The sequence below is a fragment of the Pseudanabaena sp. UWO311 genome, assembly GCF_006937785.1.
Lineage (GTDB): Bacteria > Cyanobacteriota > Cyanobacteriia > Pseudanabaenales > Pseudanabaenaceae > Pseudanabaena.
Window position 1 is genome coordinate 76,754 of the sequence record NZ_SJEE01000002.1, and the last position, 18,943, is coordinate 95,696.

The window sequence follows — 18,943 nt, forward strand, 5'->3', positions numbered from 1 at the left end:
AAATCATCTCTATATATAAGGGGAAACCTATGAACAAAGGTGAACTAGTTGATGCTATTGCTAAAAAAGCTGCCGAAAAGGGCTTGTCAGTCAATAAAAAGACTGCCGACGAAGTCCTCTCTGCAACGCTTGAAGTAATCATCGATACTGTAGCTGGCGGAGACAAAGTAACTTTGGTTGGATTTGGCTCCTTTGAAGCTCGCGATCGCAAAGCCCGCGAAGGTCGCAACCCTAAGACTGGCGAAAAGATGGAAATCCCTGCAACTAAGGTTCCTGCCTTCTCTGCTGGTAAGTCCTTCAAAGAACAAGTCAGCCCTCCTTCTGACTAATTCTTGAAAAAAGAGGATGCGCTTAGCGCATCCTCTTTTTTTATTCAAACTAAGAGGGTAAATACCGCACCGCTCTGCGGTGTGAGTAAATTTTAGTAAAAAAGAATTTGATATCCCGTCCGCTTGCGGCGGGGTTATTCATTGAGCAAACCTTACTGCCGAATATCCCGCAAAAAATTGCGGTTTTTATTGAAGAAGTTGATAATCTGCTCAGTCTCAAATTTGATACTGATGGATTCTTTACTCTAATTAGATCATTGTATGAACGTGCTGCAGAGGAGCCTGAATATCTGCGTTTGACCTTTTCGGGTTAGCGAGCCTGTGGCGGTTTTGGCTGCAATTTTGGATTGGACGGGTGGGCAACCTTTTCTGAAGCAAAAACTCTTGACGCTTATTGCGGCGGCGGATGATTTGGGGCGATCGCCTGTTGAGCTTGTATAGCAAAAAAAGAGTTAGCTAGTACAAACCAAAATCCCAGAAGTGAGTTGCGGCGCTCCGCGCCGCAACTCACTTCTGGTTTTATGTCCTAAGCAAACCTTGCTTTGCTATAAGTGCGAGCGTGACTGAGGGGGTGATTGAGAATTGGGAAGCGCTGGATATTCCCGCGCATTTGAAGACGATTAGAGATAGGATTTTGCTGAGTGATGAGAGGGGAAGAGGGCGGCTTTTGGGTTTGTATCAGCAGGTTTTGGATGGTGATGGTATTCCTGCGGATGAGAGTTATGACCAGATGCAGTTGTGGTTAACGGGTTTGGTGGTGAAGCTGGACAGACGGTTGATTGTTTACAATCAGATTTATGGGGCAGTGTTTAATCAGGCTTGGGTAAGTCGGGCGTTGGAAGATTTGCGTCCAAGTTTTTATGGTTCGGCTTTTCAGTCATGGCAGGGAGTGATGAGCAGAAGGAGTTATTTTTGTTGCGGGGTCAGGCTTTGGTGGATGCGGAAGCTTGGGCGAAGGGGAAGCGGTTGATTGATGAGGATGATCAGCTTTTTGCGCGATCGCCTATTCTTCTCAAAACCAGCGATCTCTAGAGATTCTACTTTGTGGTTAACAAATTTGCGATCGCACAACAGTAGTAGCATGTGTTAGCGCAGCATAATGCATTAATAAAAAACATCAAAAACGTGCGTTACATTTTATTAACGCACGCTACAAAATCGGCGATCGCGCAGTTTCATTATTATTTGCTAAAATCTACATAACTAAGCTGTGAGCAGAAGTATCATGCAAGCAACTATAACTGAAACAGAACAAGAACAAGAATCTCAAATTCATCTTTGGTCGTGCGCGGACTATCACCAAATGATTGAGGCGGGAGTTTTGGATGAGGATGATCGCGTAGAACTGTTGGAAGGAAAAATTGTTTGTATGAGTCCACAACGACCATTTCATGCAGCAAGTGTGCAACTTAGTAGTAGATTGCTATTTAAATTGCTAGGTGCTCGCGCCGAAATTCGCATACAGTTACCCGTGACATTAGGGAATGATTCTGAGCCAGAACCAGATATTGCTGTTGTTAGGTTTGAGAATCATGAATATTCCTTTAGACATCCTGAAGTATCTGATATTTATCTGTTGATAGAAGTTGCTGATTGGACTATCTCAAAAGATCGCAAGCAAAAAGCGCGTATTTATGGCAAACATCAAGTTTTAGAATATTGGATTCTCGATTTACAAAAGCGACAAGTTTACATTTTCCGTCAACCAGAGGATGGAAGCTATCGTGAAGAATTGATTTTGAATAGCGATGCTACTGCTACTATGCAAGCTTTTCCTGATGTGGCGATCGCTTTAGATGCTCTGTTTGCGATCGCGCAAAACTAATTTTGCTTATGCGATCGCCCAGTAGTAGCCTGTGTTAGTGCAGCGTCACGCATTAATAAATAAACATCAAAAATGTGCGCTACATTTCATTAACGCACACTACAAGATCGGCGATCAGACTACAAGAATATTTGCGATCTCACTTCATTAGGAGTTAGTCTGTTTCACCCTTCGGCGTAAATCGGACACGAAGTCTTCAATCACCAAAGGAGGAAAGCACCTCTTCGGGATTTGGTGTGAATTGCTTTCACTGACGTAAATATAAATATATCCCCAAAGAGAGAAGATACGGAAAATAGAAGACCATCTGTGTAACGTCTCATTGAAGTCCGTTCGCTCTACCAGTCCCTCTTCTGTAATCTCCAAGACGTGTCGTCCTAATACGCCGTTATGTTTAGGTATGAAGGCATTGGCTAATCCAAAAATGGCTTGAAAAACGATAAAGACACCAACAAATCCAACAAGATAGACCAGCAAGTCGAATAATAAGTAAGGTAAGGAATGAGTGGCAAACTTGGGAGCAAGAGTCAGCAATCGATTGAAGAAAAGTACTATCAATAGAAACACTAGTAGAATTCGTTTTCGGAAAACTACTGTCATAAAGCCCGCGAACAGATCCCATCGGGTAAGTTCGTAAGTAATCATCTTCTGGCTGCTAATCATGTTGAGAATATTTGATGGTTTGTTTATAGCTGACTATGTATTATCGTGTAGATTGTACAATACTTAGTTACAAACGATTGTGTCCCCATTAAGCTATAGCAAACCCAGTGTACTCGCGTATCTTAGGATAACGAAAGCCGAGTACTATATCCTCTTTGGGAATACCTGCTTCCACTAAATCTGTAGCAATACCTTCCTCAGTGTCATCACATTGAACCCAGACTTTATCAACAATCAAACAAAGGTGAATTGGTGTTGCATGGAGATACTTATTACCACTCCAGCCAACATCTAAAACTAGATACTGCCCTCGCTCATCATCAAACACAACCTGAGAGGAATAACCATCAGGTAAAGTAGCACGATAGTCAGCATGACTTTGAAGAACATTCTTAATGATGCTTTGATATTTTAATCGGGTATCCATTTTACAATTACCTCACTTTCATCATCAAAGACAATTAATCGAACAATTTGATTTTTTAGCAAAATCTGTCCCAACTCTATAGTAAAAACACTGTTAAAAGTTGGCTGAGATACAGCAAGATAAAGAACTCGTTCAACCTCCATCTGATTAAGAATTTGACGATACAAGACATACTGACCCAACGCTTGCTGTAAGTCTTTCACGTCAGACTGCCCTACAAAGCTTTTTACTTCAACGACAATCTTCTGTAATTCTTTTTCAGCACTGATTAAGCGTTCTGCTCCCAAATCTGCCGATAAACGCTTCTTGCCAATTTGAAGTGGAAATGGATCGTGAGTGATTGTCCACCCATCCTTTTCCAAAGCAAGTCTTACAGTGTTATGGTAAATATCTCTTGCAGACACAAAAAATCAAGCAGTTAGTTTTGATTTCTAGTATAGCAAATATCGCTATTTTCACTATTGATAGCTGAAAAAAAACTTAAAAGACAGTATGGCAGTTGCCCTAATATATTTCTTGCATTTTGACAAATTGCCCATACTCTAAAACCTCATGAGCTTGTTATATATTTAAACAATGGCAAAAGCAAAAAGTCGATATGTATGTAATAACTGCGGTGAAGACTTCCCGCAGATGTATGGGAAATGTCCTGCTTGCTCTAGTTGGGGAACCTTGCAAGAGGAACTAATTCCTGTTGTTTCCACTAATACCAATGCGATCGCTACATTCTCGCATCTCGGTACAGCAAAATCTACGGGCAAAGCAAAACCTAGAGAATCCTTAACCCTCTCGCAAATTACCGACAATGACCAAGCGCGATCGCCTTCTGGCTACGAAGAACTCGATCGCGTATTAGGCGGTGGTATTGTTGCAGGTTCTCTTGTACTGATTGGTGGTGAACCAGGGATTGGCAAAAGTACGCTGTTATTAGGCATGGCGCAAAAATTGATGAGCCGCTATCCCACGCTCTATGTCTGTGCCGAGGAGTCAGCGCAACAGGTAAAACTGCGATCGCAACGGTTAGGCATCTTAGAAGAAAATTCTGATGATCTCTATTTACTAGCCGAAACTGATTTAGAAACAGTTCTCAGAGAACTGCAATCATTGCGCCCTAAAGTTGCCGTGATTGATAGTATTCAAGCTCTCTACTTCTCTAATTTGAATGCTGCCCCTGGTTCTGTCTCGCAAGTGCGGGAATGTACGGCGGCGTTGATGCGTGTGGCTAAGCGGGAGAACATTTCGCTATTTATCGTTGGTCATGTGACTAAGGAAGGATCGATCGCAGGGCCCAAAGTTTTAGAACATATGGTGGATACGGTTCTTTATTTTGAAGGCGATCGCTTTGCTACCCATAGATTATTGCGATCGGTCAAAAATCGCTTTGGCGCAACGCAGGAAATCGGCGTATTTGAAATGATCGATCGCGGCTTGCGTGAGGTTTCTAATCCTTCAGAATTGTTTCTTGGTAATCGTGATGAATCTGTCCCCGGAACTGCCACAATTGTCGCCTGTGAAGGAACGCGCCCGATTGTGGTGGAATTACAAGCCCTCGTTAGTCCCACTAGCTATTCTTCGCCACGTCGCACAACAACAGGAATTGAGACAAATCGATTTCTACAAATTCTTGCCGTACTCGAAAAGCGAATTGGTATTCCCTTATCAAAACTTGATGCCTATGTCGCGGCGGCTGGAGGCTTGAATGTGGCTGAACCTGCGGTGGATTTGGGCGTAGCGATCGCAGTGGCGGCAAGTTTTCGCGATCGCACGGTCGATCCGCGCACAGTGATGATCGGTGAGGTGGGACTTGGTGGACAGGTGCGTCCAGTATCGCAGCTAGATTTACGACTAAAGGAAGCGGCGAAGTTAGGATTTAAACGCGCCATTATTCCTAGTATGCAGGTGATGCAGGACTATGGAATGGAGATTATTCCTGTGAGTAAAGTTCTCGATGCGATCGTGGCGGCTTTGCCACGTACTAAGTTTGAAGTTGCTAAGCCCAATGAAGAGTAATACCAATGGTCAAACTGGCAAAGCCAGTTTGACCATTGGTATTACTCTTCCACATTGATTGCCCCATGAAACATATTCATTCCGCATGAGAATTGATAGTTTCCAACAGTTTGAGGCGTAAACTCAACAGGGGTGGTTACATTTAGACCCAAATCTTGAGCGATGTGAAAGTCAGGGAATAAAACCTTTTCCAGACAGCTACTAGGATCGCGACGCATGAACTTTAAGCGCACAGGTAGTCCACGTTTCACTGTCACTATTGCAGGAATGTAACCACCATCTACAGTGATGCTAACTTCCTGTACACCATCACTCGTCTCTGCTTGTTGAGATTTGGGCTTACTGAAGAGAAACCACCATAGTTGAGCGCTAATTAGAGCTAGCCCACCTACAGTTAGAGCGATTTTAAGTGCAAGAGGTTGTTCGATGCTTTGAAATTGTGGCGATCGCGGAGCATGTTCGTCCGTCATTTCCGTCATTTCTGCCGCCGATACACTGGAGGCGATCGCACCGACAAGACTGAAGCTAACGATGAGATTGATAAATTTTATTTTTAGCATAGTTGTATTCTCTAATTTGTAGAACTAGGTCTGAAACCTCTGAGGCGCAAAGCATTAGTGACCACAGAGACGGAACTAAACGCCATCGCTCCACCCGCAATAATTGGACTCAGGAGCCAGCCAAAGAATGGGAAGAGAATTCCTGCGGCGATGGGAATGCCTAAAACGTTATAGATAAAAGCAAAGAAAAGATTTTGTTGAATATTCCTAATCGTGGCGCGACTGAGTTGAATTGCGGTGACAATCCCTTGCAAATCACCTGATATAAGCGTGATATCACTAGCTGCGATCGCGACATCAGTACCAGTACCGATCGCAATACCGACATTTGCCTGTGCTAACGCAGGAGCATCATTGATGCCATCACCCACCATCGCTACAATTTTTCCTTCGGCTTGTAACTCCCTAATTTTTGCCACCTTTTGGTCGGGGCGCACTTGAGCAAAGACTCGCTTGATCCCAACTTCGCGTGCGATCGCCTCAGCCGTGGGGAGATTGTCGCCTGTTAACATTACAACTTCGATTTTCATCCGTTGCAAAGCATTAACCGCCGCATGGGAAGAAGTCTTAACTTTATCAGCAATGCCAATTGAACCTCGTGCGATACGATCAACCGCGATTAGTACTACCGTTTTCCCACCGTTTTCCCAAGCATCTTGATATTGATGGAGCGAACTCGTGTCAATGTTTAGCTCATGCATCCATTGTCTTGTCCCGACTTGGATCAGCACATTATCAATTTTGCCTTGGACTCCGCTACCTGAGATCGCCTCGAACTCAATCACATTAGGTAGATCCAACCCTTGCTTTTTCGCATATTCCACAACAGCCTCCGCTAAAGGATGTTCCGAATTACGCTCGATCGCTGCCACCAGTTGTAACAATTCTCGATCATCGAAATTGAGGGTAAAGAAATCTGTGACAGTGGGGTTACCTTCCGTAACCGTTCCTGTCTTATCCAAGACAATCGTTTGAATCCTATGGGCTAGTTCCAAACTACCCGCATCTTTAATCAAGATGCCATTTTCTGCACCTTTACCAGTACCAACCATAATCGAAGTGGGAGCTGCTAATCCCAAAGCACAGGGACAGGCAATAATCAGCACTCCAACAGCGGAAATAGTCGCCAAAGTCAAATTGCCCATGACGTTGAACCAGATCAGAAATGTGGCGATCGCAATGGAAATGACCGCAGGCACAAACCAACCTGTTACTTGATCCGCTAATCTCTGAATCGGTGCTTTTGAGCCTTGCGCCTGCTGCACAAGTTGGACAATTTGCGCCAGCACTGTATCTTTGCCCACATGACTAGCTTTAACCTGTAAGCTCCCAGTTCTATTCATAGTCGCCCCAATCACGCGATCGCCAATTTTCTTCTCGATGGGAATACTTTCGCCTGTCACCATTGATTCGTCTACGGTCGAGTTACCTGCGATCGCCTCGCCATCAACAGGGATTTTTTCTCCAGGCCTGACAAGTACGACATCTCCAATCTGTACATCTTCAATGGAAATGTCATATTCTTGTCCATCACGGAGAACTTGCGCCGTTTTTGGTTGCAATCCCATTAATTTACGAATTGCATCGGATGTTTCTCCCTTAGCTCTATTTTCAAATAACTTGCCCAACAGGATCAGTGTAATTACCACCACTGAAACTTCGTAATACACTTCAGGTTGTAAACCCTGAGAAATAAAGAAGTTAGGATTTAAGGTGACCGTAATGGAATAGGAGAAAGCCGCTATTGTTCCTAAGGCAATCAATGTATCCATCGTTGCTGTGTGATTTTTAAAAGCTTTCCACGCACCGATATAAAATGAACTACCACACCAAATCTGTACTGGTAAAGCCAAACAAAGCTGGAGCCAAGAATTATGTAACCAATCAGGGATAAAGGGAATATTTAATCCCGTCATCATCGGCAGTGAACCGATGACTAAAATCATGCCAATTACGCCCCCTAATCGAACTTTATTCGTTAAGTTCTGGGATTCAGTTAACCTTGCTTTCTGATCTACATCCTGCGCATCTGCTGATAGATCTGGTAAAAATGTTTCATAACCAAGGTTCGCGATCGCCTTTTGAATTGCATCTGGACTAGTTTTTTGAGGGTTGTAATCGATCACTATTTGCTCGATCGCAAAGTTGACATTACTGCTAGCCACACCAGTAAGCGATCGGGTCATTGTTTCGATGCTGTTGGCGCAAGAGGCACAGTGCATTCCTCGAAGCTTCATTGTCATCTTTTCCATGTGTTTCTCTTTCTCTATCGATTTACCGTTACAGGTAGGGGCAATTCATGAATTGCCCCTACCTGTAAATTGCTATAGATTCTGATTTCTGCAAAATTGGACAAATCTCTCCTGTGGTTGTCTTTGCTGGAGGAGTCCAATCTTCGAGCAATTCGTTAATCTCACCACGCAAAGTCATCAATTCGGAAATTCGCCGATCAATCTCTAGAATTTGATGTTCTAGTTGTTGTTTGATTTCGGTACAAGGAACTAAACCGCGATCGTAAACCCCCAAGATTTCTGCAATCTCTTGTAAGCTTAAACCCAGTTTCTGTAACCTTTTAACAAAAGAAATTCGCGCGATCGTATTTGGAGAGAATAAACGAAATCCTCCTTCAGTACGTTCTGAAGACTTCAGTAAGCCAAGTTCTTCATAATAGCGAATTGTTTTAATTGGTACTTGACTTTGAACAGCAACTTGCCCAATTTGTAGTAATGCTTGATCTTGATCCTGAGATAATTTAGCCGCCATATCTAGCTCTTAGCCTCCTAAAAACTCAAGTGATTTAGATATAAATCAACTCAAATTACTTATACACTCTCTAGCCAACTGGAGAGTCAAGCCCTACAATCTATATTTTCTCAAGCAGTTATGAAATGAGTATGAAATATTTACAATGATTGATAAAGCTGGAGCCACATTAGTTAATACATACGTGGCATTGCGCTCAATTTTGCTTTGCTGCAACTAAATGGTGAGCAAATATTGATCGAGCAACCATAATGAATTTGGAGGAAATTTTGTAAAAGCAAGACAAGATCTCTCAGAGCCGCATAATACATCCCGAAAATGCTGAGTCGGAGTCGCTTCAATCGCAGACTGTATGGGGTTGAAGCGATGCTATTGATGTTGTTTGAGTGCCTGTAACAAGCATGGAAACGAATGAAGAGCCTAATTCTAATAGCTTTTAGGCTCTTTTTCTTATTCTGTTACCTTTTGTCATGCATAATGCAGGCTAGATTATTTACTCTTGGGCTTTGGTTTTACTCGCATCAACATCCATCTCCTTAAAGCGATCGCATTCAACGATGTCTTTTTATCCCAGAATAGTACTCATTTATCAGCATGTACGCCTAGTAGCAGAACCTTGATATCGCCATTTGCCTTATACGTCGCAAATAGCAAATAAGGACATCCAAACATAAAACCTAAGTTCATGAATAGAAAACCTAATAGAAATCCCTTGGCGGTAAATCCCTCTCTCCATGCGACCCACAGAAAGAATAGGCATAGAGCAATCAAAAGATCTGTATTGAACTGCGTTCGCCAGTCAAGCTTTAACATGTCACTCAAAAAGACGGCTGGATAGTTAATTCCCATTGTGGCAATAACATAAATCGATACAGCATAAATTATCAGCGTAGCAATAATTAAAAAAGCGCGAAGTAATGTCATGTTGTTACTCTTGTTGGTTAAATCAGCAAATATGATTGTTATCATCTTGTCAAAGAGAGATAATCAAAGCAATTACCTCACAGGTAATCAAAAACGTTGTATTTGGAGTTTGATAATGCAACAACAGGTGATCAACCATCAACCATCAACCTTTGGAACCATCCTGAAGCAATGGCGCGATCGGCGCAGTCTCAGTCAGCTTGACCTTGCCCTTTCTAGTCAAGTCTCCCAACGTCACATTAGCTTTCTGGAATCAGGACGAGCAAAGCCAAGTCAGGAGATGGTATTGCAATTAGCAACAGTTTTAGAAATTCCTCTCAGGCATCAAAATCTAATGCTTAGTTCAGCTGGCTTTGCACCTATTCATTCGGAAACTGATTTGTCGGCTCCAGAAATGGCATCAGTTTCCAAAGCAATCGATTTTATGCTGCACCAACAAGAACCATATCCAGCGATCGTCATCGATCGCTATTGGAATTTACTCCTAACCAACCAAGGATCTGCACGACTGTTGAGCACTTTCATCGATCCAGATAAGCTCCAAAGCCGATTCTGTATTGATGGGAAAATCAATTTGATGCGAGTTGTTTTTGATCCACAAGGGTTACGACCCTTTATTGCTAATTGGGAAGAAGTTGCTAGGCATTTGCTTCAGCGAACGTATCGTGAGGCTAATTCATTGATTGAGAGCGAACAGTCAGCTTTATTGTTTAATGAACTCCTAAGTTATCCTGATGCTTCCGAACTATGGAATACCTCAAGTCACTCTGAGCAAAATACTTTATTGCTGACTATGCACTTAAAGAAAAGTAATCTAAATTGGCAGTTTTTCTCAACGATCGCAACTCTTGGCACTCCTTACGACATCACTCTTCAGGAAATTAGAATTGAATGTTTCTTCCCAGCCGATGTGGAGACTGAAAACGACTGGAAAAAGGAAAATCCAATTTAGGATTATACTGTAAGCGATCGCTATTACCGTGAGTTATTACTTCTAGGCGATCGCCTCAACAATCAATCTTCTAAAGGCGATCGCTTCAGCACAAGCCTTTAACTCTGGTTACTTGGAATAGCGGTCGGCTTCAGGCTATTTGTATTGGTCTGAATAATGTTCACTCTATTTCTTTTTTCTTTGCTTCGCCTTTTCATAAGCGGGATCATGCTCTCCAAAACTGAGAATGACAATACGCCTCGGCGATGGTTTCTCATAAATCCTATATACCAAGCGATAAGCTGTGTCAAAGTCAATTTCTAGAGCGCGATATCCTTGAAGTTCACCAAGAAGAACATGAGAGGAATAAGTTCCACAAAAATTTAAGGGATCTAATTGCAACAATGGTTTGATGACATTCGCAAAGTCTTCTAAAAGTTCCATCGGTAAAAGTGGAAAATCTTCCTTTATCACGAGGTTATCAATCTGCAACTGATATTTGCTTTTTGCCACGTGTTTCTAGATGTTTGTTAATTGCTTCGATGTCAATTTGTTCTTCTGCTTCACCAAGTGTTATATAGTGATCTGGATTTTCGAGCCTATCTAACCTTTGAATTGCCTTTGCTTCAGCAGAAACGAAAATCAAAGATTCTCTCTGTAATTTCTCAGCGATCGCTTCACGAATCCAGTCAATACCTTTTGCTTTAACAATTTCAATTTGACTGACGGGAACTCTTAAGCCGATAACCTGTTCCGCTAATGGTTCATCGTTTAGGTTAGTTTTTTGACCTTGCTGTTTCGGTTTAGCTTCATTAATTGGTGTCATACAAGCATTTTTTGTATTTCTAGCTGCATCCTAACATTTTTAACTTAATTTAGTGAAGTCTCTTAATCGCTACAGCACAAGCTTTTAACTCTGGTTGCTTTGAGTCGGGATCGGCTTCGGGATGGGTGAGCGCATTCGCCTCCGCATTGTCTGCCCAGAGCGCTCCCCAATGCATGGGGACAAATAACACACCTCTAGCGATCGCCTCTGTCACCAGAGCAGGAAAGTTGGAAGAACCACGACGCGATCGCACTTCCACTAGATCACCATTATTAATACCGAGTTTGTTCGCATCCTTGGGATGGATTTCGATAAAGGGATTCGGATGCATCTGGCGGATTTTGTCGATGCGCCCTGTGCGAGTTTGCGTGTGCCAATGTCCATAAAGTCGGCCAGTAGTCAAGATGAATGGATATTGCTCATCAGGAACTTCAAATACACCATTGGAATGATAAGCTCCAAATCTAGCTTTGCGATCGGGCGTATGGAATTGGAGATCGGTGTAGAGACGCTTATTGTGAACTTGGTCTTGTTCAGGATTCTGATCGGAAGCTTGCCATTGCATTACGCCTAGTTTCGCCAGTTTCGCGTGACTGATTCCTGTCATGTCACAGGGACGATCGCGGGTTGTCTGCACGAATTCAGAATGCACATCTGCCGAAGATTGGAAGTTGAACTTATCTGCAAAACCGAGGCGGCGACCAACTTCAGCAAAAATCGACCAATCATCACGAGCTTCTCCAAGAGGGGGCTGAAAGGCTTGGCAGAGAGTGACACAACGTTCAGAATTGGTCATTGTGCCAGTCTTCTCACTCCATTGTGTAGCTGGGAGCAGAATATGCGCAAAAGCAGAGGTTTCGACTGGGTAATATGCGTCTTGATAGACCGTGAAAGGCGATCGATTTAAAGCCGCTTTAGTCCGCACCAGATCAGGAAAACTAACGACAGGATTTGTAGCCGCAATCCAGAGAAAGTCTACTTCATCGACTTCTAAGCCGCGAATTATATCCCATGCAGTGCGTCCAACTTGATTAGATATTTGACCAGTAGGTAACCCCCAAAATGTTTCTAGTTCAGCACGATGCTGAGGGTTAGCAACAAATCTATATCCTGGTAACAAATGCGCTAAGCCGCCAGCCTCTCTTCCTCCCATCGCATTGGGTTGACCAGTCAATGAGAAGGGGCCAGATCCAGCTTTGCCAATTTGAGCAGTGAGCAAATGTAGATTAATGATGCATTGGACTTTTGCTGTGCCTTGAGTAGATTGATTGACACCCATTGACCAAATGGATAGAACTCGTGAAGATTCTGCCCAATATTTAGCTGCTAGTTCTAGATCGTTAATATCAATACCACAACGTCGCGATACAAATTCGGGCGTATAGAGTTGCGTGATTTCGGCAAATGCAGCAAAACCTGTGGTGTGCTGCTCAATAAATTCGCGATCGCATTTTTCCCATTTCAATAGCAAATGGGCGATGCCATTTAATAAATCGATATCTGTACCTGGTTGAATTGCTAAATGCAAATCTGCCACTGCTGCGGTTTGGGTACGGCGCGGATCAACGACGATGAGCTTAACGTGGGGATTCTTTTTGTGATGTTTCCGAAAACGATTAAAAATAATCGGATGACATTCAGCAGTGTTTGTCCCGATCGCAAATAGACAATCGGTAATATCTAAATCTTCATAGCAACAGGGTGGCCCGTCGGAGCCGAAGCTTTTGGCATAGCCTGAAACTGCCGATGACATACAAAGACGCGAGTTAGCATCAAAGTTATTAGTTCCTAAACAACCTTTAAATAACTTTTGAGCAGTGTAATAATCCTCGGTTTGGAATTGCCCTGAACCATACATACAGAGAGCATCTGCACCTTTGGTGGAGAGCACATGCTGCATCCGATTGACGATCGCATCTAGAGCTTCATCCCAACTAACTTGGCGAAATTCATCATCAAGGCGATCGCGCATCATTGGATGCAGGAGCCGATCTTTTTGAATCGATTCAGCAATAGTCGCGCCCTTGACACAGACCATGCCTTGACTCGAAGGATGTGCGCGATCGCCTCGCACCTTAAAGCGATCGGGAAATTTGACTGTGGGTTGATTTGTTGTTTCCACGACTTCTAAGCCGCAACCAACACCACAGTATGGACATAGGGTTTTGACGATTTGCGGTATAGATTGAGTAGAAGGGCTAGATGCAGGCATAGACGGTTATTTAGCTATTGGCGAACAGCTACTTTTTTGCTAGCGAAACCTTTGACAGCGTCAAAATAGCTGGTTTCCGTGAATTTAGAGTAGGGCATAGATTGTAAAGCTGCGATCGGATCATTAGGATCAAACACAGAACCATCGGCTAAAACAATTGGCGATTTATCTTCGTCGATAATCGGAATTTCTAGCTCCTTTGCAGCTTGCTGATAAACATCAGTAGCAAGCAAGTTGTAAATTACCTCTGCGTGATTCTCTGGGAAACTAATCAATCCCCAACGAGCCATTTGGGTCAGCACCCATAGATGCTCCTTGCGGGACGGCATATTGCCCACACCAAATTGGCAGAAGTCTTTCTCATATTTCGCTTCCATGTTGCTGACGCGATAGGGACCAGCAAAGCCTGGGCGAATATAAACGGGATCGATATTGAGGTAATTGGGGCTTGCCAATGTCAGAATTACTTCATCACGATTTTCTAATGGTTCGCAGAACTGTGCTGCTTCCAATAGAGCCTTGACAAGTTCCAAATGTGTATTGGGATATTGCTCAGCCCAATCTTTACGTACACCAAGAACCTTCTCTGGGTGTCCCCGCCAAATATCTAAATCGGTAGCTACCACAAAACCAACGTTACTATTGACAGCTCTCACATTCCAAGGTTCGCCAACACAGTAACCAATAATATTGTTTGCCATCAGGTTAGCAACCATCTGTGGTGGCGGAATCACAATCACATCTACGTCTTGATCGGGCTGAATCCCACCACTAGCTAGCCAATGTCGTAGCAGTAAATTATGCATGGAAGCATGGTGTACCATGCCGATCGCAGGATTATACGCATCATCAGCAAATTTATCGATATATACTTTGAGGGAAGCAAGATCATGCACACCTTCCTCATGAAGCTTATTACTGAGGGTAATCGCATTACCATTACGGCTCAAAGTTAAGGAAGTGACCACAGGTACAGGAATCTTATTCCCCATACCGAGGCTAATGGCAAGGGGCATACCTGTAACCATTTGAGCCGCATCCAGACGACCTTCACGGATTCCTTCAGCGAGATCGTTCCAGCTATTTTCCTTGGAGAGCGTAACATCTAGACCATATTTAGCAAATAACCCTTTCTCTTGGGCGATCGCAAAGGGAGCGCAATCAGTAAGAGGAATGTATCCAATCGTAAGATTGGTTTTTTCGATATTTCCCATACTGATCGCTGCTGTATTCTTATTTTTAGCGCGTTCAATTTTGATTTGTTTCTGGCGATCGAGGAAGTTGACAACTTCGCCTCGGAGTCGATAATAGTTCGGGTGATTGACTGACTCCAGCCTTTTGCGTGGATGGGGCAAATCAACGGTGAGAACCTGTCCAATTTTTGCTTCTGGCCCGTTGGTCATCATGATGATGCGATCGCTTAGTAACAGAGCTTCATCAACATCATGGGTAATCATCACTGCTGAGATTTTGCTCTCATCACAAATCTGCATTAGCTTCTCTTGCAAGCGACCTCTGGTTAGGGCATCTAACGCTCCAAAAGGTTCATCTAGCAATAAAATCTTTGGTTTAATCGACAAAGCGCGAGCAATCCCTACCCTTTGCTTCATTCCGCCTGAAATTTCTCTTGGGTACTTATCTGCCGCATGACTTAACCCTACTAAATCAATATTTTCTTGAATAATCCGACGACGCTCTTCTTTAGGTAAATCTCTTAAGACCCGATTTACCGCCAAACCAATATTTTGACGCACCGTTAACCAAGGCAATAGCGAATGGTTCTGGAACACCAACATGCGATCGGGCCCAGGCTCACTGATTTCTCTTCCTTCTAAAACAATACCGCCAGCACTAGCCTTATCTAAGCCTGACAGAATATTCAGAACCGTTGACTTACCACAGCCTGAATGTCCAATAATCGAGACGAATTCGCCTTCTTTCATCTCAAAATAGACATCTTTGACAGCAACATATGGCTGCCCATTTTGGGTCTTAAAAACACGACTGACGTGATCGATTTCTAGGAATGCAGACATAATGGTTTGTTGGTAAATTACGAATTACAAATTACGAATTACGAATTGGGGATTGAGCGTTACGATTTAGCAATTAAGGAATCATGAACTATTAACTTGATAATTCGTAATTCGTAATTGATAATTCGTAATTTAGTCAGCCTCATCAGCAAGGGCAAAACGACTATAGAGAAATTCAAGAATGTAGTTGCGAAGAGTGTAATAGCGAGGATCGTCAGAAATTGCTTTGCGATCGCGCGGACGTGAGAAGGGTACATCAACTACTTCAGCGATATGGGCGGCAGGCCCGTTGCTCATGAGAACAATGCGATCGGCTAAGAATAAGGCTTCATCAATGTCGTGGGTGATCATCAGCGCCGTAACTCGATTGGCTCGCCAAATAGATAGTAGTTCTTCTTGCAACTCTTCGCGGGTCATCACATCCAACGCACCGAAGGGTTCATCAAGGATCAGGACTTCAGGTCGAATTGACAATGCACGGGCGATCGATACCCTTTGACGCATTCCTCCAGAGAGTTCTTTTGGTCTTTTATTCATTGCTTCAGTCAAGCCCACTAAAGCGAGACTATCTTTGGCAATCTTAGTCTTTTCTTCTTTAGACTTGTCAGTATAAACTTGCTTTACGGCAAGATACACATTCTCAAAGGCAGTCATCCAAGGCAATAGCGAATAGTTTTGGAATACCACCATGCGATCGGGACCTGGACGCAGGATTGGTTTTGACTTTAAGCAAATCTCTCCAGCGGTTGGTCTATTAAAACCTGCCACCATATTTAGCAATGTCGATTTACCGCAACCAGAGTGACCGATCACACAAATAAATTCACCTTCATATACCGTTAAGTTCACGTTTTCGAGAACGGTATAGGGCCCTCTAGCAGTTTGGTAAACTTTGGAAACTCCATCAATTACTAAAAAAGGGTCTTGATTTTTTTTCTGGTTGTTATCAGTAAGATCTAATGTCTGCATATTGCTATAGCGAGGTTTGATTGAATGTTATACAGACAAGGGGCTTAAGCCCCTTGTTCAACAAGATGAATTTTACGAATCCGACTGGACGGCAAATTTACTAATGTAGTAAACCAGTTTGTCAAGCAATAGACCAACTAAGCCGATATATAACAGTGCAAGAATTAGTTCGCTCTGTTTGCCACTATTGTAACTATCCCAAATAAAGAAGCCGATGCCACCACCTGCGGTCAACATTTCCGCCGCAACGATCGCCAGCCAAGATAAACCAACAGCGATGCGTAAACCAGTGAAGATATAGGGTGCTGCTGAGGGCATCAAGATTGTGATGAAGTAATCAAATTTGCCGAGACGCAACACTCTTGACACGTTGCGATAGTCTTGAGGAACCTGCTGAACACCCACTGCCGTATTCATTAGGATTGGCCAAATCGAAGTTACAAAAATCACGAATAGTCCAGCTGCTTCGTTAACGTTTAGCCCAATTGTTTGCAGGGATTCATTCATGCCACTAAACGCTGCTAAAGCGATCGGCAACCATGCAAGAGGAGGAATAGTTCGCAAAACTTGAAAGATTGGATCAAAAGCTCGATAAAGAAAAGTATTTGTACCGATCGCAATTCCTAGTGCAATCCCCACGATCGCGGAAGCCGTATAACCGATCGCCACGCGCCGAACGCTGATCATGGTTTTAACACCCAATCCCTGTTCGATCGTTACTTTTTCTTTGAGTTCTTTGCGGGCTGGGCTATCAATTTTTTCCTTAGCGCTGACATCGTAATATTCGCGGTCAAAGAATGGATGCCAAATGTATGGTTGAGTTTCTTCCCAAACTTTGGCAGGTGGTGGTAATGGTGGTTTCTTTCCAGAACATAGTACTTGCCAAGCCGATAAAAGTAAGACCAGCGCTAATAATGGCGGAATTAAATATTTTGCTTGCTGTTGTATCCATTCACCTATGTTGTTAAGCGTGAATTTAGAAGTTATGCTGCCTGCTGCCATTTTTTTGTCTCCTAAATTGGAAGTGATTAATTTGACGTAAGTAGGGGCAATTCATGAATTGCCCCTACTTAGGTTACAAAGAATGCGCTTTACGCCTCCTTTTGTCGATAGTCGATATTATGCTTTTTTGATCTTGAGTCCCTTCAGGTACTCGCTTGGATTTTCAGGATCGAACTTGACTCCATCAAAGAAAGTCTCGATACCGCGAGAAGTACTCTTAGGAATATCAGCTTCTTTGCCAATCATCTTCGCAGCTTCTTTCCAGATATCTTCACGGTTAACTTTATCTACCAACTTCTTGGAATCAGTGTCAGCATCAAAGTAACCCCAACGCATATCTTCAGTCACAAACCAAAGATCGTGGCTCTTGTATGGATAGGAAGCATTATCTTTCCAGAACTTCATCGCTAGATCGGGATTGTCAAGGGTTCTGCCATCGCCGTAGTCAACCTTACCTTGGAGTCTACCCAAAATTTCAGCAGCAGGAACTTTTAGCCACTTGTCAGCACCAATGATTTTGCACATCTCTTCTTTGTTCTCAGCCTTCTCACACCAGACTTGAGCTTCGAGAACGGCTGCAAGTATCGCTTTAGCCGCTTTAGGATTCTTATCAACCCAATCACCACGCATTGTGAATGCTTTTTCAGGATGATCTTTCCAGAATTCGCCAGTAATAAATGCTGTGTAGCCAATGTTTTGAGCAACTAGACGGGCATTCCAAGGTTCGCCGACACAGAAGGCTTGCATGTTGCCAGCTTTCATATTGGCAACCATTTGTGGTGGTGGCACAACGATCGTGCTGACATCGTTGTTAGGATCGATGCCATTTGCAGCTAGCCAATAACGCATCCAAAGATCGTGATTGCCACCTGGGAAGGTTACAGCGCATTTGACTTCTTTCCCTCCAGACTTGATTTTGGCAAAGCTGTCCTTGAGAGTGTCACTCTTGAGAGTGATTTTTAGCTCTTTAAACTCATTCGCGATCGACATCGCTTGACCGTTGGTGTTCAGCCTAGCCAAGATGTACATTGGCACTTTGTTGCCATTGGTAATTTTGCCTTCAGCAATCAAGTAAGGCATTGGAGAAAGAATGTGAGCGCCATCAATACCACCCGCCTCAGAGCCAAGGACGATATTGTCACGGGTAGTTCCCCAAGAAGCTTGCTTGAGCACTTCGACATCCTTCATGCCGTATTTCTCGAATAGCCCTTTCTCTTTAGCGATGATCAGCGGCGCAGAGTCAGTCAGCGCAATAAAGCCAAGTTTTGCTTTGGTAGTTTCTGGAGCGTCGGCAGCACTAACTTTAGGCGTGGAAGTCGCAGTTGCAGAAGGACTTGCTTTTGTAGTAGCGTCCGTTGTTTTAGGAGCTTCACCGCCTCCTGTACAAGCATTTAAAGCGATCGCGCTAACAGTAGAAAGTCCTGCGGTGGTCAAAAACTTACGACGAGAGAATGTACTCATTGATT

Annotated in this window: 20 protein-coding genes; 6 read left to right on the top strand and 14 right to left on the bottom strand. The window is 43.3% G+C overall.

Annotated elements, in window-relative coordinates; genetic code table 11:
* The first annotated feature begins 29 nt into the window (after positions 1-29).
* The 4 genes from PseudUWO311_RS02095 (at position 30) to PseudUWO311_RS02110 (ending at position 2,154) form a co-directional block, all read left to right on the top strand.
* Positions 30-329, top strand: coding sequence for an HU family DNA-binding protein (locus PseudUWO311_RS02095; protein ID WP_009629166.1), 300 nt, complete (start codon positions 30-32; stop codon positions 327-329).
* Between the two features lie 107 nt (positions 330-436).
* Complete coding sequence (locus PseudUWO311_RS02100; RefSeq protein ID WP_142653446.1) at positions 437-643, top strand: hypothetical protein; 207 nt, start codon at positions 437-439, stop codon at positions 641-643.
* 245 nt (positions 644-888) lie between these two features.
* A complete protein-coding gene (locus PseudUWO311_RS02105) occupies positions 889-1,299 on the top strand; it encodes a hypothetical protein (protein ID WP_142653447.1) in 411 nt (136 codons plus the stop codon).
* Between the two features lie 255 nt (positions 1,300-1,554).
* Positions 1,555-2,154, top strand: a complete 600-nt coding sequence (locus PseudUWO311_RS02110) for a Uma2 family endonuclease (RefSeq protein ID WP_142653448.1) — start codon at positions 1,555-1,557, stop codon at positions 2,152-2,154.
* Between the two features lie 147 nt (positions 2,155-2,301).
* Here the strand turns inward: PseudUWO311_RS02110 and PseudUWO311_RS24790 are convergent, their stop codons facing one another.
* The 3 genes from PseudUWO311_RS24790 to PseudUWO311_RS02125 form a co-directional block, all read right to left on the bottom strand.
* On the bottom strand, positions 2,302-2,817 hold the full coding sequence (locus PseudUWO311_RS24790; RefSeq protein WP_142653449.1) for a YcxB family protein: 516 nt from the start codon (positions 2,815-2,817) through the stop codon (positions 2,302-2,304).
* 88 nt (positions 2,818-2,905) lie between these two features.
* Positions 2,906-3,244: a XisI protein gene (locus tag PseudUWO311_RS02120; protein ID WP_142653450.1), complete on the bottom strand. Its 339-nt coding sequence runs from the start codon at positions 3,242-3,244 to the stop codon at positions 2,906-2,908.
* Positions 3,229-3,648 carry an element excision factor XisH family protein gene (locus PseudUWO311_RS02125; protein ID WP_142653451.1) on the bottom strand — a complete coding sequence of 140 codons (420 nt, stop codon included), beginning with the start codon at positions 3,646-3,648 and terminating at the stop codon, positions 3,229-3,231. Before PseudUWO311_RS02125 ends, PseudUWO311_RS02120 begins: the two co-directional genes overlap by 16 nt.
* Before the next feature lie 172 nt (positions 3,649-3,820).
* Here PseudUWO311_RS02125 and radA point away from each other — a divergent pair, with 172 nt between their 5' ends.
* Positions 3,821-5,254 carry a DNA repair protein RadA gene (gene radA, locus PseudUWO311_RS02130; RefSeq protein ID WP_142653452.1) on the top strand — a complete coding sequence of 478 codons (1,434 nt, stop codon included), beginning with the start codon at positions 3,821-3,823 and terminating at the stop codon, positions 5,252-5,254.
* Between the two features lie 41 nt (positions 5,255-5,295).
* On the opposite strand, the gene PseudUWO311_RS02135 is transcribed toward radA, so the two are convergent.
* The 4 genes from PseudUWO311_RS02135 to PseudUWO311_RS02150 all read right to left on the bottom strand — a co-directional run bounded on the left by PseudUWO311_RS02135 (position 5,296) and on the right by PseudUWO311_RS02150 (position 9,501).
* Complete coding sequence (locus PseudUWO311_RS02135; protein WP_142653453.1) at positions 5,296-5,814, bottom strand: cupredoxin domain-containing protein; 519 nt, start codon at positions 5,812-5,814, stop codon at positions 5,296-5,298.
* Between the two features lie 11 nt (positions 5,815-5,825).
* The gene (locus PseudUWO311_RS02140) at positions 5,826-8,066 is read right to left on the bottom strand and encodes a heavy metal translocating P-type ATPase (RefSeq protein WP_142653454.1); all 2,241 of its coding nucleotides are present in this window, start codon (positions 8,064-8,066) and stop codon (positions 5,826-5,828) included.
* 58 nt (positions 8,067-8,124) lie between these two features.
* On the bottom strand, positions 8,125-8,577 hold the full coding sequence (locus tag PseudUWO311_RS02145) for a heavy metal-responsive transcriptional regulator (protein ID WP_142653455.1): 453 nt from the start codon (positions 8,575-8,577) through the stop codon (positions 8,125-8,127).
* Between the two features lie 582 nt (positions 8,578-9,159).
* Positions 9,160-9,501, bottom strand: coding sequence for a hypothetical protein (locus PseudUWO311_RS02150; protein WP_142653456.1), 342 nt, complete (start codon positions 9,499-9,501; stop codon positions 9,160-9,162).
* A 31-nt stretch (positions 9,502-9,532) separates the two neighbouring features.
* Between PseudUWO311_RS02150 and PseudUWO311_RS02155 the strand changes: the two genes are divergently transcribed.
* Positions 9,533-10,453, top strand: coding sequence for a helix-turn-helix domain-containing protein (locus tag PseudUWO311_RS02155; protein WP_223807412.1), 921 nt, complete (start codon positions 9,533-9,535; stop codon positions 10,451-10,453).
* A gap of 165 nt (positions 10,454-10,618) precedes the next feature.
* On the opposite strand, the gene PseudUWO311_RS02160 is transcribed toward PseudUWO311_RS02155, so the two are convergent.
* The 7 genes from PseudUWO311_RS02160 to PseudUWO311_RS02190 all read right to left on the bottom strand — a co-directional run bounded on the left by PseudUWO311_RS02160 (position 10,619) and on the right by PseudUWO311_RS02190 (position 18,938).
* A complete protein-coding gene (locus tag PseudUWO311_RS02160) occupies positions 10,619-10,945 on the bottom strand; it encodes a hypothetical protein (RefSeq protein WP_142653457.1) in 327 nt (108 codons plus the stop codon).
* Positions 10,914-11,258: a hypothetical protein gene (locus PseudUWO311_RS02165; protein WP_142653458.1), complete on the bottom strand. Its 345-nt coding sequence runs from the start codon at positions 11,256-11,258 to the stop codon at positions 10,914-10,916. Before PseudUWO311_RS02165 ends, PseudUWO311_RS02160 begins: the two co-directional genes overlap by 32 nt.
* A gap of 49 nt (positions 11,259-11,307) precedes the next feature.
* Complete coding sequence (locus tag PseudUWO311_RS02170; protein WP_142653459.1) at positions 11,308-13,470, bottom strand: molybdopterin oxidoreductase family protein; 2,163 nt, start codon at positions 13,468-13,470, stop codon at positions 11,308-11,310.
* Positions 13,471-13,484: 14 nt separating this feature from the next.
* Entirely contained in the window at positions 13,485-15,506 is a 2,022-nt protein-coding gene (locus tag PseudUWO311_RS02175) for a nitrate ABC transporter ATP-binding protein (protein ID WP_142653460.1), read from the bottom strand.
* Between the two features lie 132 nt (positions 15,507-15,638).
* The gene (locus PseudUWO311_RS02180) at positions 15,639-16,475 is read right to left on the bottom strand and encodes an ABC transporter ATP-binding protein (protein WP_142653461.1); all 837 of its coding nucleotides are present in this window, start codon (positions 16,473-16,475) and stop codon (positions 15,639-15,641) included.
* A 72-nt stretch (positions 16,476-16,547) separates the two neighbouring features.
* Positions 16,548-17,477: a nitrate ABC transporter permease gene (gene ntrB, locus PseudUWO311_RS02185; protein ID WP_142653462.1), complete on the bottom strand. Its 930-nt coding sequence runs from the start codon at positions 17,475-17,477 to the stop codon at positions 16,548-16,550.
* A gap of 117 nt (positions 17,478-17,594) precedes the next feature.
* Positions 17,595-18,938 carry a CmpA/NrtA family ABC transporter substrate-binding protein gene (locus PseudUWO311_RS02190; protein WP_142653463.1) on the bottom strand — a complete coding sequence of 448 codons (1,344 nt, stop codon included), beginning with the start codon at positions 18,936-18,938 and terminating at the stop codon, positions 17,595-17,597.
* Positions 18,939-18,943: the final 5 nt, after the last annotated feature.